The sequence below is a fragment of the Lysinibacillus sp. FSL L8-0126 genome (genome assembly GCF_038630385.1).
Lineage (GTDB): Bacteria > Bacillota > Bacilli > Bacillales_A > Planococcaceae > Lysinibacillus > Lysinibacillus fusiformis_D.
On sequence record NZ_CP152028.1, the window covers coordinates 1 to 17,387 of the forward strand.

Sequence of the window (17,387 nt, forward strand, 5' to 3'; positions counted from 1 at the left end):
ATGTTGTAAATTGTAATACTTGCTGATATACTCTTGTCAAAGTCAAAAAGGAGTATATTATTTTTATGTTATTAAACAAGCTAAAGGGTGGTTTGCCTAAATTCATTAAACATTTAACATACAATGAATACGCAAAAAATAGTATCAGAAGCTATCAAAAAGATATTTTGAAATTGATTGATTTTTTAGAGGGAAAAGATGGGAAACTGCAAAAGGAATATTTAATAGAGTATAAAAAATCAATGGAAATAAGGCTGAAACCTTCAAGCGTCAACCGCAGCATTGCGGCGGTCAATAAATTTTTAAAATTTATGGAGATGGATGATTTCACCCTGAAGGCTCTGAGAATTCAAGAACAGACCACCGCTCAACATGAGCTTACCCAAAAGGAATTTGACAAGTTGATTGAAAGCGCCTTCACGAATAAAAAGACGAAAACTGCGATGATTATGCTAACGCTTGCCTACACAGGAATACGCATAGGGGAACTGCAGTTTATCACCGTTGAGGCTATCAAGAGCGGTAAGGTTCTTATTAACAATAAAGGAACTGTACGCACGATTGTCATACATAAGGATTTACAAGGTCATTTATCCTTATATTGCAAGGAAAAAAATGTGAAAAGCGGTATTGTTTTTACGGGCAGTAAAGGCAGCCCTATAAGCCGTTCCTATATTGCACGTGCAATGAAAGAAGTAGCAGAGAAATGCGGAGTTGATCCAGCAATGGTTTTCCCCCACAATCTGCGGCACTACTTCGCCCGAAGCTTTTTAGACTGTGGCAATCCACTGTCGGATTTAGCGGATATTTTAGGACATAAAAGCATTGACACCACAAGACGTTATTTGAAAACCAGTGCCGAAACGAAACAAAAGCAGTTGGCAAAGCTGAAAATCATCCCGAACTGGCAAAAAAATTACGGGTTTCCTCAGAAAAAAATAATGTGACAACTATGTAAAACTAAATATGAAACGTAATTAGCGCAATTTGAAAGGATTGGGCTTTTTTGCATAAAAATGTGGGTGTGGTGCTCCCAGTCAAGTAGACAGTGAAAATAAAAAATTCTTTATGAGTGTTGATCCTTAAATTCTATTAAATTTTCTTGGTAGCATTCATTGTTGTAAAACGAAATATTTGTCTCAATGTTATTTCTTTAGAGTAGGTTTCTATTGGTTTAATTGCTCAGACCCCTTCTTCAAAATAAAGATCATTATTTTGCCAATCTTTTTTGTATCTTGGTGTACATCTAAATTTTTTGCTACTTCATTTAATGTGTAATGCTCCTCCTGCTAGAATGATATAATGGCTAACTGTTTCTTCAGTGAAAGAATATTTTGTCATAAAAAAATCCCCATTAGATAAACAGATTTTATTTTTTAATCTGTCTACCTAATAGGGAACCTATCACAATTGGAAATGCCATTTTTCTTTGGGTAAATATATTTTTATTAGGATTGTTCTACAGTTTCTTTTGTTTCTACTGCTTCAACAGGTGCTTGCTTTTTTTCCAAACCTAGGGCAATTTGCTCTAATTCTGGACGCAAAGTGTGCTTACCAGCATAGCTTTCGATCAGTTCCTTCACATCGATACCAGAAGTTTCTTTTAATGTTTCTTGTAGTGTAGACATTAAATTAGTTGCATAAGACGTAACCTTATTTGCTCCACTGCCTTCGCCACCACCAGTATCGACCACTGTAATTTTATCGATATTACCAAGAGGACTCGCAAGCTCTTTTGCATATTCTGGCATCATACGCACTACCATATCCAGCACAGCTGCTTGACCATAGTATTCAAAGGCTTCGGCAATTTTACGTTTAGCCTCAGCTTCTGCAAGACCTCGTAGTCGAATAATATCTGCTTCTGTCTCACCTTGCGCTCTTTCGGCATCTGCTTTAGCAAGACCATCCAAACGAATTTTCTCCGCCTCTGCTTTCGCTAACGATTCAATCCGATATTTTTCCGCATCAGCCTGCGCAAGCTCTCGCATTTTTTCGGCAGCGGCATTTTGTTCCACTGCATAACGATCCGCATCAGCCTTTTTCTTCACTTCAGAGTCATATTGCTTCTCACGACGTAAAATCTCTTTTTCTTCTAATTCAATTTGCTTTTGACGCTCAATAATGCGAATTTGCATTTCTTGCTCCGTCACTTCCTGCTTAGCACGAGCTGTTTCAAGCTCATAGGCTTGGTCAGCACGGGCTTTTGCAATATCCTGCTCACGACGGAACTCAGCTACCTTTAATTGATTTTCCTTTTCCGCTTCCGCAATTTCTGTCGCACGTTCTAGCTCTGCCTTTTGTGCTTCCTTAGAGGCTTCTGCACGTTTGATACGCGTTTCTTTCTCTGCATCTGCCGTCGCAATATCTGCATCTCGTTTTACCTGTGCAATTCTTGGTTTACCAAGTGAATCTAAATAGCCATTTTTATCTCGTACATCTTTGATCGTGAAGGATACGATCACAAGACCCATCTTAGCTAAATCCTGAGAAGCAACACGTTGAACTTCCTGTGAGAATTTATCACGGTTTTTGTAAATCTCCTCCACCGTCATGGAGCCTAAAATTGAACGTAAATGGCCTTCTAAAACCTCGCGTGCTTCCGCTTCACGCTCCGTTTTTTGCTTTCCTAAAAACTGCTCTGCTGCTGTTGCAATTTCAGAAATGGAGCCGCCAATTTTAATAATGGCTGTACCATCAGCCATAACAGGTACACCTTGTTCTGTATAAACTTCAGGCGTTGTTACCTCTAGTTTACTAGATAGTAAACTTAATGGCTGTGCTTGCTGGAAAATAGGGAATACAAATGTACCGCCCCCACGAATTATTTTAATGCGATTCCCCGACTCATCTTTATGTACATTTTTTGAGCCGAGATAGCTACCTGTCACAATCAGTGCTTCATCAGGACCCGCCGTACGATACTTTGTCACATATAAGCCGACTAGGGCGATTAATACAAACGCTACAATTCCTAAAACAATTAAAATATCGGTTGACATAGATAGATCTCTCCTTTATACAAATTTTTTCTCATACGTTCTGACAAAAAGTGTACCATCCTTCACATCTACAACAAGCACGGTCTCATCATAGTCAATGGCTTCATTATCATAGCCTGTTGCCCGTTTCGAAATCATACCACTTGTCGTTTCGATAACAACCTCACCAAAACCATTTACAGGAATTGGTACAATGACTTTTCCCAATTGCCCCCCTAGTGATTCCTCCGTATAAGCCAATGAAACATCAGCTGATCGCAGCGGAACAAGGACGAATAAATAAAACAAAGTACTTAAAATAACGCCTATGATACATGCAGCAATAATGTTCCAAACGCTAGAGAACCAGGCTAGTTTTTCTAAAATAAATCCTGCTGCTGACATCAACGTAATGAAAGATAGAATGACACTCGGATTAAAAATGGGCAGTCCTTCACCAATACCTTCGACAGCATCACCAAAAAACATAACGAGTATTGTGGCAAGACCAGCAAAAATCAAAACAACCAAAAAGATTTGTTCGAGTGAATAGCCAAATAGCGTCAAGTTGCTCACCCCTTTCATCATATTACCTACTATACGGATAAACCCCTGGAAAAGTTTCGAAATTTTTCGCATTTTTCAAACAAAAATGGAGCAAGTCACCAGTTTCTTTAAATTCAGGGCAGTAAAAGTAAGAATCGCCTGCATGGACAATTTTTTAAGAGCTCTTAAAGTTGTCCAAAATACTATCTTAGCTAATAAAGGAGAACTAACAATGTCACAATATACAGAATTACTCAGTAAAATAAAAGAGCTTGAGGAGGCTTTAAAAACAAAGCAAGCTATTGTCCCTGCTCGAAAAGCCTCAAACATGCATAATGCTGCGTGGGAGTGGTTAAGAAATAAAGGTATTACAGATGGCACTCATCCTCAAAATTTCTTAACACGTGAGCAATTTGCGACAATGCTAAAAAGATATCATGATTCTTTCAATAAAAATTAATATTTCCTACCCCATACATAATTTTCGCTTCAATATATCATAATTTCATTTCTCTCTAACTGAACCATGTTACAATAGAAAAGAATTTTGGCAACTAAGGAGATATGGCATGAAACTTTCAACGATCTTAAATTTTTTAATTCTAGTATTTTTCACATTATTATTCGTGAATGATTTTTTCCCTGACACAACGATTGCAGCAGTCTTAACTAAAAAAATCATTCTTCTTCTATTAGTCGTGTTAGTTATCATACAGCTAGCTATCGATAAAGGTAGATATAAAAAATTGTCCAAAAAAGCCTATATTGGTTTGACGCTGTATACAGTTGGTTTATGGATTGTTTTAACATTGCTTGGTGGCCAGTCGCAAATCGGTTTATCGTTTACTAGCCCTCTTTTCTATATCATTGTCGTATTGCTTGTACTTGATTTACTGCGTATTTCACGCCAAACCAAACGCGATCAAAATGAGGAAAAGTAAAGCAAGAGTGGTGCTATCCGTCACTTCTATGGCTTAATCCATCATTTTCTCATTTCTATCCTTCATATCAAAGGTTCTATCCGTCACTTTGGCGTTTCTATCCGTCTACAACATAAAAAGCATGTCTATCGACTGGCACTCCAATCGGTAGACATGCTTTCTTATGATTCTAGGACATTTAAAATTTCATCCAGTTCATTCACAGCTAGATCTAAGCGTTCCTTCGCCTCGATATTTTGCTGTTTTAAGTGATTAAACTCTAGTAAATTTTTCTCATGCTTTAATTTGATAGAAGATAAACGTTCAATGCGGGCTTCTACCTTTTCTATTGCTTGCTCACAGACTGTTGTCCAGAGCTTTTCTGATTGCTGCATTTCAGTCGTTGATGGGTTGTGTTGACGCATAATTCGGGCATAGACCATTTCAATTTGTTCAATTAATTCCGAATAGAAATGGCGCTCAACACGTGTTGTTTGGAATGTTGGATGCTCCACATCTTTTGCATAAGGGGTAATTTGACGCAATAGCTTTCCAGCATTTTCCCCAAATGCATGCGATAAATTCAAGACATTCATTAATTGTAATAATAAACGAATTTCTTCTAGATTAATAAGTTGTGAATCGATGCTTTCTTTTAACTTTAATGATTCCATATAACGTCGATCAAAATGTTCAATTTCGCCGTTGCGTTGCTCTACTAAATGTACACTTGCATTGTCTTTTAAGCTTTTAATATAGCGAATGGCATGGTTTTTCAGCTCTTCTTTTGACAGCAAGCTAACATTGTCTTGTTGTGGTTTTCCTCGTTGAACATACGCAAATGCATCCATTTTTTTGGGCCATTGTGCTGCTTGGGTTTCTTCTGAGACATTATAGCGTATATAAATTCCGTGCATTTTATATCCTCCAAGTCCATTAAACAAGTATCTCTAAAGACAATAAATCGAATACGACATTTTTTCAAGTAAAAAACTTTTAATAATTGAAAATCCTTCTTTTTAACAATAAATGAAAAACCCTGAATAGTCGATACTATTCAGGATTTTACTAGTTTTCATCAATTCATACTTACCCTTTGACAAGCTTCGTACGTATGCGATTCGAAACATACTCCACGAGTAAAATAAGCAGGACAAGTCCCAATAAAATGGACCCTACCTCAGACCATTTATATGCGTTCATCGCAAAAATTAATGGCGCACCGATTCCACCTGCTCCAACTAAGCCGAGTACGGTTGCATCTCGTAAATTCATATCAAAACGATAGATCACAATGGATAAAAATAATGCTGTTAGCTGTGGCCAAATACCGTAACGTATTTTTTCCAGCAACGTACAACCAATTGCCTCCATTGACTCTAGAATACTTTTATCTAAGTCCTCAATAACATCAACATAGAGCTTTGACAGCATTCCGATAGAAGTTAATGACATCGTCAGTACACCAGCAAATGGACCAGGGCCTGTCACTCTGATGAACATAAGACCATAGACAATGGCAGGAATCGTACGAATGATTATTAACAGTAAACGGACAACAAAAGCAATAGGCTTTGGCACAATGTTAGAAGCCGACAAAAAGGCTAAAGGGATGGCTAGCAATGCGCCGACAATGGTCCCAAGAAATGCTATGGCCATCGTTTCGATTAATAAATAAGGTACACCTGCTGTTGTCGTATTGACTAATAATGACCAATCGGGATTCAGCAATCCTACAAATATATTTTTAACGATTTTTATCCCATTCACTGATATATTCTCAAAATGAATCGTTGTTATAGACCAAATAAATAAAAGACAAACGATCACAATTATCATGATGTATGTCATGCGTCGATTTGGTTGTAACTGTAATTGTTTTTCGATTGCATTCATAACATCACCTCTACATTAATTTTTTACGGAAATATTCACTCGTTGTTTCAATGATAAAAATAGTACCAACAAGCATTAAAAGAATCATGCCCACATTCTCGTAGCTTCTCCAGCCTAAACTTTCATTGAGCAGCAGGCCGATTCCCCCTGCACCGACGTACCCTAAAATAGACGCATAACGAACATTCCCTTCAAAGCAAAACAATGATGTCGACAAGTAGTTAGGAAGGATTTGTGGCAGGATGGCAAAATGAAAGGATTGAATGGTCGTTAGCCCCATCGACTGCATGGCCTCGTAGGCTTCCATATTAGCGTTTTCTATTTGCTCATATAATAGCTTTCCAACATATGCAATGGTAAATAGGAAAATGGCTACTGTGCCAGCCATCGTTCCAAGCCCAAAAATAAATGTCGCAATAAGTGCAATAATCAGTGTCGGTAAAGTTCGAAGTAGGCTTAAAATAAACTTACTTACCAGCGCAATTCCTCTATGCTTGGTTATATTGGTCGCTGAAAGGATGGCTATTGGTAAGGCACATATAGCCCCCGCTATAGAGCCAAATAACGACATTTTAATCGTATCGAAGAGCGGCTGCCATAGCTTTGATAAGTAGGCCCAATTCGGTGGAATCATCTGTTGTAGGATGACAAAAAATTGTTGAATTCGGTTCACTAAAATTTCTAAGCTAAAGCCTGTAATACGAATGGCAAGCACAGTTAATACGAATAGAATAAGCCACACGATTGGCTTGAATGACCGTTTTTCCAGCACTTCTTTGCCATTAGGCAATACTATTTTTTTCGGTGATAGCAGCTTCCATCGCATGGTTCGTTACGCCTCTTTCCTGATTCGTATTGTGATAGATGAACGCAAGCGTTTCCTCGTTGATTTCATCGGCTTGTCCATCAAAGACAATTTCACCACCACGTACACCAATAACACGTGTTGCGTAAGCTAATGCCAAATCAACATGATGAATGTTAATCAAAATGGTCATGCTTAGCTCTTGGTTAATCCGTTTAAAATCCTCCATAACTTGCTTTGCTGTTACAGGGTCTAACGATGCAACAGGCTCGTCAGCTAAAATGATTTGAGGATTTTGAGCAAGCGTACGAGCTAAGGCAACACGCTGTTGCTGTCCACCCGATAACTGATCGACACGTACATAGGCCTTATCTAAAATACCAACCTGATCAAGTGCCATTAATGCTTTACGCTTTTCCTCTTTCGTAAAAATGCCTAAAATTTTTCGCCAGACAGGCATAGTCGGTACAAAGGAAACCAACACATTTTGCAAAACTGATACACGAGTAACAAGGTTAAAGGATTGAAAAATCATGCCAATATTACGGCGTAGATGGCGAATACCCTTGCCCTTGAGTCGATGCACATTCACATCATTAACATGCAATGTTCCCCCCGTAATATCATGCATTTTATTAATACAGCGCAACAGTGTTGATTTTCCTGCACCCGATAAACCGATGATAGCCACAAATTCACCTTGCTCAATTTGAAGATTAATTTGCTGTAAGGCAAGATAACCATTTGGATAACGTTTTTCTACTTCCTTAAACTCAATCATTGTACCGCTCCATTTCTAAAAAAGAATCTCACCGAATGAATGAAAGAAGAATCTGCTTTCTGCGGGATAACCGCAAGCCACAGATTCTTCACCTTCAAGACTGACTTTAGTTCGAACCTAGATTTTGCACTAATTTCTGTGCTTTACGCTCATTGTCATAGTCACTGTCCTTTGCAGCCTGATAGCCTTCATGGCTATAGATAGCAATCACTTCTTTCCCTTTGTCAGTGTTGCCAATATTTATGAATGCCTGTTGAACTGCCTCTTTCAACTCTGCTGTCATAACCTTTGAGTTTTTACTCACACTAATCGTGTCATTATAAATAGCGGGCATAACACCAATCAAATCTGTCTCCTCCCAAATGGAAGCAGAGCGGGCAAATTCGCCTTGCCAGCTTTCTTCATAATCGCGACGTGCATCTGCATATGTGACCAAAACATCCGTTTGACCTGCTGCTAAACGGGCAAAGGCACTCCCATAAGAATCCGCCTGAACAACCTTCGTTAAGTCAGGAATTGTTTTATCAAAATTCTCATGTAACCATAATGTTGGATAAATATAGCCCGCTGGTGAAGAAGAGGACATGACGTTCCAAGTAGCATCATTTAAATCTTCAAACGTTAATTTTTCACCGTTATTGACTTTCGCTGCTAATGCTTTCCCTTTTTCAGATGGCCCTGCCACCAAAATGGCTCTATAAGAAGTGGTCTGTGTTGTTGTCGGAGCAGTTGGCTTGTTTTTATTCCAATCAATTGGATGATCAGAGTCATTATTTAAGCCTGCACGTGTAGCTGTTAAAATGACTTCTGCGCCATCATCATAGAGCACATAAGTTCCCCCAGGAATTAAGCCAATATCGGTCGTACCTGCAGATAAGGCTTCACCCACTGCTTCAAAATTTGTTCCTACTGTAATATCGATCTCACCTACATCAAAGCCTAATTTTGCAAGCTCGTCCTTCAGCAACCCCTTTAAAGGTTCTGTTGCCGTAATAATTTCATCTGGATTACGTGAAGGCACAAAGCCAATCGTTAATTTGTCTACTGATTCATTGCCACTTGCCCCAGTAGACGTCTCTACAGTTTTATCAGCACTTGATGTACTAGTAACTTCATTTCCACATGCCATTAAGAACACAGAAAGCATGCACATTAACGTCAAAAGTAATAATTTCTTCAAAGTGTTATCCTCCCCATTTTTGAAATGCTTCCTCAGTATATACAGTAAATATTTTCCTAGTGTTAAAAGAGAGTAAATCTATGTATCTAATTCGTAAAATAGTATTTTGATATTGTAAATACGCTACTTTCCTGGCTATTACTTTATATACTGTGGATATACTACTAATCGGAGGATCACTTATGACGATAAAAACCATACAAATACTTGCAACTAGCGATATTCACGGCTATATTATGCCAACTACTTTCCGAAACAATCATAATGAAGCAATTGGCTTAGCAAAGCTAGCAACCATCATTGAGGAAAAACGGCTTGAAATGCCTACCCTCTTAATTGATAATGGTGACTTTATTCAGGGAAGTCCGATGACTTTTTATCACCAGAAATTCCAAGCACAAGAACCGAATCCATTGATTCAAGTTGCCAATGAGCTTCAATATGATGCCATGGTATTCGGCAATCACGAATTTAATTATGGTCAAGAGACGTTACAATCTATTAGGAGCCAATCCAATTTTCCATGGCTAGGAGCAAATATCGTGACAGAGGGTGGCAAGCCATTTACGAAGCCTTATATACTAAAAGAAGTAGATGGTGTTCGATTGGCTATTTTAGGTGTGACCACGCATTTTGTAACAAAATGGGAAGAACCGCTCCATATCCAAGGCCTTCACTTTGAGGATGCCTTTTCGAGTGCTAGCTACTGGGCAAAATGGATTCGTGCTAATGAACAAATTGATATTCTCATTCTTTGCTATCACGGGGGATTTGAGCGAAATCTTGAAACGGGAGAATTGCTTGAAGCAGAGGATGGTGAAAATCAAGGGTACCGCATGTGCGCAGAAATTGATGAAGTCGACATTATTATTTCTGGTCATCAACATCGTGAGATTTGCACAACTATTATGGGAAAATCCGTTGTTCAACCTGGTACTAAAGGAGTTTGTCTCGGTAGCATTCAACTCGAAATCGAGATGGATGACCAGCATACGATCCAAACGATTTCTCATACACCATCTCTTATTTATAGCGCTGAAAATACAATACCTAATGCAGCTGTTTGTCAGCTTATCTCTCCTATATTTGAAAAAACCGAAGCCTGGTTAGATGAAACGATTGGTGTGATCCAAGGAGATTTACAAATCGAAGATCCGTTTCTAGCACGCATTCAAGAGCATCCTTATATAGAGTTTATCAATCGCATTCAAATGGCGACATCCGGAACTTCTATTTCTTGTACGGCTCTTTTCCATGATGAACGAGGTGGCTTAAAGCAAGCTGTCACCATGCGTGATATTGTTACAAACTACATCTATGCCAATACATTAAAGGTACTTCGATTAACCGGACAGGACATCTTGCTGGCCCTTGAACAATCTGCTAGTTATTTTACGGTCGAGGCAGGACAATTAAAAGTGGCAGAGCCATTTCTTTATCCTAAGGCACAGCCCTATAATTACGATATGTGGGAGGGTATTGAATACATCTTTGACATATCCAAACCGATTGGTGAACGTGTGACGAAACTTTTGTACAATGGCAAGGCTATCCAAATGGATGCGGAATTTGATGTTGTAATGAGCAGCTATCGTGCTACAGGAGCAGGGAATTTTGACTTTTTAAGAAATTGCCCCATTGTAAAAGAAATACAAATTGATATGACCGAAATAATGGCTGATTATATTTTAAAGCATCCCTTCATCAAAGTAACTTGTAATCAAAATTGGCAAGTACAGTTCTAAATAAAAATGCCAAATTCCTTGTAAGCACTACAGGAATTTGGCAATCTTTATGTGTATCTATTTAAGCCTGTTGGCGAATGTCTTGAATGCTCTTCCCCTCAGTAAACGCATGAATTGATGCAATGGAGCCCACCGATTTAAAATTTGCCTTGTCATAGACGTTGGCAACCTGTTCACTAATCGGTAATATCCAAAGATCCTCTAATGCCTGTTTCACTGACTGCTGTTGGATATGTTGCAGCATATAACCGATTAAACCTCGACCACGATAGTTTTCAGTTGTTGCAACACTTTCGATCCTTCCTTGATTTCCTGACACAAAAATATTTGCCGAGCAGCACGCCACCCCATCTAGCCTTAATAGATAATACGTAAAATGTGACGAATGATAGGTTTGCTCAAATGCCTTTTTTATTAATGAAGGCTCTCCAAATGCAGCAATGCTCATTTCTACTGCTAATGCTTCCTCCATATTTGCATCCGTTACACGCTCAATTTGAATGGCAGGATTAGGTGGAAGTATCGCATATTCACCGTTCCAGTACTGAATTTCGTTGACAAAATGCTCATATTGAAAGCCATGCTTCTCTAATGCCTCTATACATAAATGGTTTTCTTCAAGATTATATAAATAAATTCGTGGAATCAGAGATTTTGATTGATAAAACGCTTTGATAGCTTGTAAAAACGCATCTGGCTGTTCAATCTTTCTCCAAATCTGTGCATGATTTGCATCATAATAGGTTGGGATAGCCTGATTGTAAAATAAGGGCCCCTCCTTAGAAACCTCCACTTCACTGAAACTCTTCACATACTCTATATCAAGCTGCATAATGCGTTCTAAATTAAACATGCTCTGCGCCCCCCTCTAACCATCTTTCATATAAATGTTCTAATTGTATTTCAAGCTTCTGCCGTTGTTCTTTAGCAAGCGATGGTTGTTGTAGTTTTATCTCTAATTTTTCAATTTGTTGTTCAATCAGTAGTTCTTTTTTAGGTGGCTGTGTTTTATTTGCTGGTTGTTTTTCAATCGTTTTCTTTGTGAATTCCTGTCTTTTTTGTTTAGCCCACTCATAATCTCCCTCAAAAACCTGAATTGTTTGATTATCTATCCATGCTGTTTTCGCGAAAATTTTCTGTAAGAAATAGCGGTCATGGGACACACCGATGATTGTGCCTTCAAAGGATTCTAGTGTCTCTTCCAAAACTTCTCTTGCTTCAATATCTAAATGGTTGGTCGGTTCATCTAGGATTAGTACATTAATATCCTCATGCATTAGTTGTGCCAAACGTAGACGCATTTTTTCTCCACCACTTAAGTCCTTCACTTTTTTAAAGACATCATAGCCATAGAATAAAAATCGTGCGAGAATATGCCGGGCTTCAGCCTCTGACACTGCAACATTTTCACGAAAGGCATCAATTAATCGGATAGAAGGATTTTGATGTTCAAATTGCTGTGAGAGATAGCCAAATTTCACATTGCTACCAACATAACAGATTCCACGCTTTGGAACGATTTCCCCTAGCATCATTTTTAATAACGTTGACTTTCCACTACCGTTGTTCCCAACAATCGCCAACCTTTCCCCAAAATAAACAGCGAGGTTGCTGTCCTTCAATAAAGGTTTATCATATCCATGATGAACCCCTTCTAATAGCACTACCTCTTTGCCACTACGCTCAGCCATTGTTAGCGCTAAATTCATTTTCTTTTTGGTGATTGGCTTCTTTACTCGCTCGATACGTGCCAGTGCTTTTTCCATACTCTTAGCACGTCTATGCATAGACGCATTTGGCGGGTTCGCTTCATTCGCCCACTGCTTTAAACGTTTAATCGTTTCTTGCATTTTTTTAATTTTCTTTTGTTGCTCTTCATAATTTGCAAACTGTTGTTCAACCTTTGCTTCTTTTTGTGCTATAAAAGCATCATAATCGCCGTTATACGTAAAAGCCTCTCCATCCTCAATTTCGATAATCTTTTGCGCTACTTGATTCATAAAATGCCGGTCATGAGAGACGACAATGACAATGCCCTCAAAGTTTCGTACATAGTTTTCAAGCCACTCAATTGCCTGCATATCAAGATGGTTCGTTGGTTCATCTAATAACAAAATAGAAGGCTTTTTCAATAAAATTTGCCCAAGCATTACCTTTGTTTTTTCTCCGCCACTTAAACTGTGAAACGGTTGTTCTAGCATATCCGTAATACCTAGTCCATTTGCGATCATGGCTAACTGGGTGTCTACTTCATAGCCCCCCAGCAACATAAACTGCTCCTGCACTCGCCCGTATTGCAATAATATTTTATCCGTTACCGTTGACTGCATTTCTTGCTCAAGTGCTGTCATTCTTGCTTTCATTGCATAAATATCCGAAAATGCCTCCTCCAGCACTTCTTTCACAGCATGTTGTGGATAGTGGGGAATTTGATGTAAATAGCCAATCGTTGCTTCCTTACTTTTAATAATTCGCCCCTTTTCAGGTATTTCTACACCTGCAAGTAGCTGTAGGAGAGTCGTTTTACCACTGCCGTTCACACCGACAATCGCCACATGCTCGCCACTATTTACCTCTAGCTGTAAATTTTCGAATACTATATTGCCACCCATAATTTTTTGTAGTTGTTCAGCTTTCATTTGCATCGTTTTTTCCTCCAATGAAACGTGCGAAAACATCTTTAGAACACAAAAAAGACTGCTCCTTAACAAGCAGTCTTCTTCTCATATAAATGTGTGAAAAAGAATGGTTAATTCGCTACGTTTGTTATTTGATTTTGCTTAAAAATGGACAGACCTATCCCGTTGTTCGCAAAATCGAAAGTAATCACACGTGCAAAATACATAGCTGTATCCACTTTTACACATGTTTTCGTAGCGCTTTTATTCATTCCTTTTCACCTCCGTTCATAATAGTTATAGGTATCATAACATTAGTCAGATTATTTGGAAAGGAAAAAATTCACTAATCATTAAATTTTATAAATATACAAATAGACATTCTAGTTATATACTAATATAAAATAGAAATTATTTACCAATTAATTTCAATATTTAGGTTATTGGTAATGGTTTTTCATGCATGTTTTATGATGTAGCTAAAAATGTGGAGGGACATTTAATGAAAAAGCTAGGAATGCAAAGTAAAATGAGCTTATTAATTGTAGTTATCATTGGGTTTGTGCTAATTGCCATCGGTCTCATGAATACAAGCGAAATGAAAAAAACTTTAGAAAATGAGTACCAAACAAGGCTCAATCAAATTTTAGATGTAAGTATACATAATCTTGATCAAACACACCCAGGTGATTGGCAAATAGAAAATGGGGAACTGTACAAAGGAAACGTCAACATCGCAAAAGAAACAGCTCTTATTGATACATTAGGAGAATTATCACAGGCTGCGATTACGATTTTTTCTGGAGAAACACGTATTAACACAAATATTGTCATTGACGGTCAACGTGCTATTGGCACAACTGTCGATCCAAAAGTAGCGGATACAGTTTTAACAAAAGGGAAAATATATTCTGGTACAGCTGAAGTTGTGGGTAAACCCTACTTTACAAAATATAAACCCATAAAAACTAAAAATGGAGAAATTATTGGCATGATTTTCGCTGGCGTACCTTCTTCTGACATTGATGTAGTAGCTCAAAAAATGTTGCTAAAAACGGGCATTATAGCTGTGATTTCTGCTATCATTGCTGTGCTTGCGGGCATGCTCTTCGTACGAGGTATTGTCAAACCTTTGAAACAATTAAATCACCAGCTAGAAACAATTTCAGCTGGGAAAGGCGATTTAACTCAGCAAATTGTGGTGAACTCGCAAGATGAAATTGGCCAAGTCGCAAAATCCTTTAATGCCATGCTTACCACCTTCGAAGCATGATGCAACAAGTAGATGAAACGGCCAATCAGGTATCCGCATCCTCTTTGGAATTGTCTGCCACTGCGGGATCAACTACGGCAACGACAGAAAAATTAACAGCTAATATGCAAGAATTAGCGAGTGGTGCGAGTACACAAAAACATAGTGCTCATGAGAATGCTGAAGCAATGCAAGATATTGCTGGAGGGATTCAGCTCGTTACGGAAACAAATGGTGAAGTATCCTCCTATGCATCCGATGCTTGGGATACAGCTAAACATGGAGAAGAAGCGGCACAAGATATGCAGCTTCAAATGCGCAGGATGTCAGAGGCTGTTCAAGAAAGTGCTAATTCCATTGCAGCCCTTGACACACATGCTAATAAAATTGATGAAATTGTAGAAGTCATTCATGCGATTGCTGAGCAAACGAATTTACTAGCACTCAATGCATCCATTGAAGCAGCACGCGCTGGTGAACATGGCAAAGGCTTTGCTGTCGTTGCAGAAGAGGTTCGTAAACTTGCGGAACAATCCAAAACTTCTGCAGCAGAAATTACAGACACAATCCATACTATGCAACAGCTTTCTAAGGAAGCCCGCGTTCACATGCAGCAAAGTAAGCAAGAAGCCACAACAAGTGCCGAGGTGGTTCACACGACAAGTAAAGCCTTTGAAGAAATTACAACCAAAGTGTCGCTTGTAACGAATAAGATTCAAGAGGTTTCAGGAATTGCAGAGGAGTTATATGCAAGAATTGAACAAGCCAATGCTTCCACACAAATTATGGCCGAAATTGCCATAGATGCTCGTGAGCAATCAAAAGTCGTTACTCAGATTGCGGAAACCAATCTATTATCAATGGATGATATTAATGATGCTGCGTCACAGCTAACGAGAAACGCTGAAACATTACAGGATTTGATTCATCAATTTAAATATTAAATAAAAGAAAAACATGAGGGTTTAGTGTACTACTATCCCCTCATGTTTTTACTTTTTTCACAAACATTTTTACCACGGGCACAAGGAAGATCGAGACCACTAGTACACGGAATAGCTGAAAAGCCGTCACGATTGCCACGTTTGCATGTACAGAAGCGGCGATAATTCCCATTTGATCAAGTCCCCCAGGTACAATGCTTAAAAAGCCTGTCCTAAAGTCGAGACTGTACAACACTGTCATCACAAATGTTAGACCATAAGCTGCTCCGATAAAAATACCTGCTGAGACAAATGCATAAAAAATATGCTTCTTCGATAAATGAAGATCCTCTTTTTTCAACAATAAGCCGATATAAATTCCTAGCATGAGTTGAGCAATATGCAGTAATGATAATGGTAGCTTGGGTACCTCTACCCCTGCCATATTAATACCCATTAGTAAAAACACTGGTCCAAGCATATAGCCTGTTGGAATTTTTAACTTTTGAGCTAGCCAACCTGCTACACCACATACCACAAGTATACCAACAAGATTCCATGTATACATTCCATCGATCATAGAACTGCTACTACCAGCGCCTGCTACCATTAAAGGAACAAAGCCGACGATTAAAAGGACACGAAGGATTTGAAAGAACGTAATAACTACCATATCCATCTCCTCTTGTTCTTCAGCAAATGCCACAACCTGTGACATGCCACCAGGGACACAGCACGTCAAGGCAGTCGCAAAATCCAAATCGGTGCGCTTTGCTACAAGAAAACTAACAGCGAAAAATAGCAAAATAAATAATATATTTAAAATGACCATGCTCCCTAAAAAAAGCTTAATATCCTGAACAGCCTCTGGTGTAAAAGCATAGCCAATGGAATACCCCGCTACGATTAAACCAATATTACGAAAAGAATGATGCCATTTCAATTGTACGTTGGTTGACAGTTGCACGATGAGCACCGCTGTAATCGCACCTAGCAACCAAGGCATCGGTATATGTAAAAATTGAAAAATCACAGCACCTATTAAACCAATGCATAATGTGATGAACATATGCTTATCAAAAACAAACATGGTAGCAACCCCTTCAACTCGATAAGCCTATTATGACGTTTAAGTATCTTTTTTTCTACCGGGCCGACTTGTGAACTGTATCGCTTAAAAAGAACCCGTTATCTAGAAAATAAAACCTCTTATCGAAGATTTTATCCTTGTTAAAATTTTCTATGCTACATTAGTCATACCTGATTCAGTGTTTTAAAAGGAGGCCTCCTATGAAAATTCATTTAACCATCAATCATGAACTTGAAGAAACAGAGGTTCATATTCATGCCAAGGAATATAATGAGCAAATTGAAAGATTGATGAAGCAGCTTCAAGCATCCCAAACGACGATGCTAGACGGGTATTTCCAACAAGAAATTCATCTATTAAAAATTTCTGATATTTATTCCATTTACGCGGAGGGTGCCAAAGTATTTTTGCAAACGGATGAGCAAGAGTTTGAGTCAAAGCGAAAATTATATGAGCTAGAGGCACAGCTAGCCAAAGATTTTGTACGCGTGAGCAAATCTACACTTGTCAATATCCATAAAATCGCCTCTATTCAAATGGGCAAAATCGGCACTACACAACTATTACTCGAAAATGAAGTAGCCATTCATGTCAGTCGAAAATACTTAAAAGAATTAAAGCGACATTTAGGTATTGGGAGGGATCTATAG

General features: G+C 38.5%; 18 protein-coding genes. 7 read left to right on the forward strand and 11 right to left on the reverse strand.

The genetic code is table 11. The features are described from left to right. Nucleotides 1-65: 65 nt before the first annotated feature. Entirely contained in the window at nt 66-947 is an 882-nt protein-coding gene (locus MHI34_RS00005; protein ID WP_342504005.1) for a tyrosine-type recombinase/integrase, read from the forward strand. Between the two features lie 501 nt (nt 948-1,448). Here the strand turns inward: MHI34_RS00005 and MHI34_RS00010 are convergent. Together MHI34_RS00010 and MHI34_RS00015 are read right to left on the reverse strand one after the other, a co-directional pair. Continuing rightward, on the reverse strand, nt 1,449-3,002 hold the full coding sequence (locus MHI34_RS00010; RefSeq protein WP_058844285.1) for a flotillin family protein: 1,554 nt from the start codon (nt 3,000-3,002) through the stop codon (nt 1,449-1,451). 15 nt (nt 3,003-3,017) lie between these two features. After that, nucleotides 3,018-3,548: a hypothetical protein gene (locus MHI34_RS00015; RefSeq protein WP_082673732.1), complete on the reverse strand. Its 531-nt coding sequence runs from the start codon at nt 3,546-3,548 to the stop codon at nt 3,018-3,020. A gap of 211 nt (nt 3,549-3,759) precedes the next feature. Between MHI34_RS00015 and MHI34_RS00020 the strand changes: the two genes are divergently transcribed. Beyond that, the gene (locus MHI34_RS00020) at nt 3,760-3,987 is read left to right on the forward strand and encodes a hypothetical protein (RefSeq protein WP_058844283.1); all 228 of its coding nucleotides are present in this window, start codon (nt 3,760-3,762) and stop codon (nt 3,985-3,987) included. Between the two features lie 109 nt (nt 3,988-4,096). After that, a complete protein-coding gene (locus MHI34_RS00025; RefSeq protein ID WP_036126979.1) occupies nt 4,097-4,468 on the forward strand; it encodes a hypothetical protein in 372 nt (123 codons plus the stop codon). 161 nt (nt 4,469-4,629) lie between these two features. Here MHI34_RS00025 and MHI34_RS00030 read toward each other — a convergent pair whose 3' ends face one another. The 5 genes from MHI34_RS00030 to MHI34_RS00050 all read right to left on the reverse strand — a co-directional run bounded on the left by MHI34_RS00030 (nt 4,630) and on the right by MHI34_RS00050 (nt 9,109). After that, nucleotides 4,630-5,364 carry a hypothetical protein gene (locus tag MHI34_RS00030; protein ID WP_036126981.1) on the reverse strand — a complete coding sequence of 245 codons (735 nt, stop codon included), beginning with the start codon at nt 5,362-5,364 and terminating at the stop codon, nt 4,630-4,632. Nucleotides 5,365-5,536: 172 nt separating this feature from the next. Beyond that, nucleotides 5,537-6,343 carry a phosphonate ABC transporter, permease protein PhnE gene (phnE, locus tag MHI34_RS00035; protein ID WP_089933285.1) on the reverse strand — a complete coding sequence of 269 codons (807 nt, stop codon included), beginning with the start codon at nt 6,341-6,343 and terminating at the stop codon, nt 5,537-5,539. Nucleotides 6,344-6,353: 10 nt separating this feature from the next. Then, nucleotides 6,354-7,169, reverse strand: a complete 816-nt coding sequence (gene phnE / locus MHI34_RS00040; protein WP_342504006.1) for a phosphonate ABC transporter, permease protein PhnE — start codon at nt 7,167-7,169, stop codon at nt 6,354-6,356. After that, nucleotides 7,126-7,929 (reverse strand): phosphonate ABC transporter ATP-binding protein, encoded by an 804-nt coding sequence (gene phnC, locus MHI34_RS00045; protein ID WP_340810308.1) that lies wholly within the window; start codon nt 7,927-7,929, stop codon nt 7,126-7,128. Before phnC ends, phnE (MHI34_RS00040) begins: the two co-directional genes overlap by 44 nt. Nucleotides 7,930-8,035: 106 nt before the next feature. Continuing rightward, entirely contained in the window at nt 8,036-9,109 is a 1,074-nt protein-coding gene (locus tag MHI34_RS00050) for a PhnD/SsuA/transferrin family substrate-binding protein (RefSeq protein ID WP_342504007.1), read from the reverse strand. Nucleotides 9,110-9,291: 182 nt separating this feature from the next. Between MHI34_RS00050 and MHI34_RS00055 the strand changes: the two genes are divergently transcribed. Then, nucleotides 9,292-10,854: a bifunctional UDP-sugar hydrolase/5'-nucleotidase gene (locus MHI34_RS00055; protein ID WP_342504008.1), complete on the forward strand. Its 1,563-nt coding sequence runs from the start codon at nt 9,292-9,294 to the stop codon at nt 10,852-10,854. Nucleotides 10,855-10,915: 61 nt separating this feature from the next. Here the strand turns inward: MHI34_RS00055 and MHI34_RS00060 are convergent, their stop codons facing one another. The 3 genes from MHI34_RS00060 to MHI34_RS00070 all read right to left on the reverse strand — a co-directional run bounded on the left by MHI34_RS00060 (nt 10,916) and on the right by MHI34_RS00070 (nt 13,744). Continuing rightward, nucleotides 10,916-11,707, reverse strand: coding sequence for a GNAT family N-acetyltransferase (locus MHI34_RS00060; protein WP_342504009.1), 792 nt, complete (start codon nt 11,705-11,707; stop codon nt 10,916-10,918). After that, on the reverse strand, nt 11,700-13,499 hold the full coding sequence (abc-f, locus tag MHI34_RS00065) for an ABC-F type ribosomal protection protein (RefSeq protein WP_342504010.1): 1,800 nt from the start codon (nt 13,497-13,499) through the stop codon (nt 11,700-11,702). Before abc-f ends, MHI34_RS00060 begins: the two co-directional genes overlap by 8 nt. Nucleotides 13,500-13,603: 104 nt before the next feature. Continuing rightward, complete coding sequence (locus MHI34_RS00070; protein ID WP_342504011.1) at nt 13,604-13,744, reverse strand: RAxF-45 family protein; 141 nt, start codon at nt 13,742-13,744, stop codon at nt 13,604-13,606. A 230-nt stretch (nt 13,745-13,974) separates the two neighbouring features. Between MHI34_RS00070 and MHI34_RS00075 the strand changes: the two genes are divergently transcribed. Next, on the forward strand, nt 13,975-14,745 hold the full coding sequence (locus tag MHI34_RS00075; RefSeq protein ID WP_342504012.1) for a cache domain-containing protein: 771 nt from the start codon (nt 13,975-13,977) through the stop codon (nt 14,743-14,745). Beyond that, nucleotides 14,742-15,668: a methyl-accepting chemotaxis protein gene (locus MHI34_RS00080; protein WP_342504013.1), complete on the forward strand. Its 927-nt coding sequence runs from the start codon at nt 14,742-14,744 to the stop codon at nt 15,666-15,668. Before MHI34_RS00075 ends, MHI34_RS00080 begins: the two co-directional genes overlap by 4 nt. 40 nt (nt 15,669-15,708) lie before the next feature. On the opposite strand, the gene MHI34_RS00085 is transcribed toward MHI34_RS00080, so the two are convergent. Beyond that, entirely contained in the window at nt 15,709-16,737 is a 1,029-nt protein-coding gene (locus MHI34_RS00085) for an AbrB family transcriptional regulator (RefSeq protein ID WP_058844275.1), read from the reverse strand. Between the two features lie 200 nt (nt 16,738-16,937). On the opposite strand from MHI34_RS00085, the gene MHI34_RS00090 reads away from it, so the two are divergent. Then, on the forward strand, nt 16,938-17,387 hold the full coding sequence (locus tag MHI34_RS00090; RefSeq protein ID WP_036127005.1) for a LytTR family DNA-binding domain-containing protein: 450 nt from the start codon (nt 16,938-16,940) through the stop codon (nt 17,385-17,387).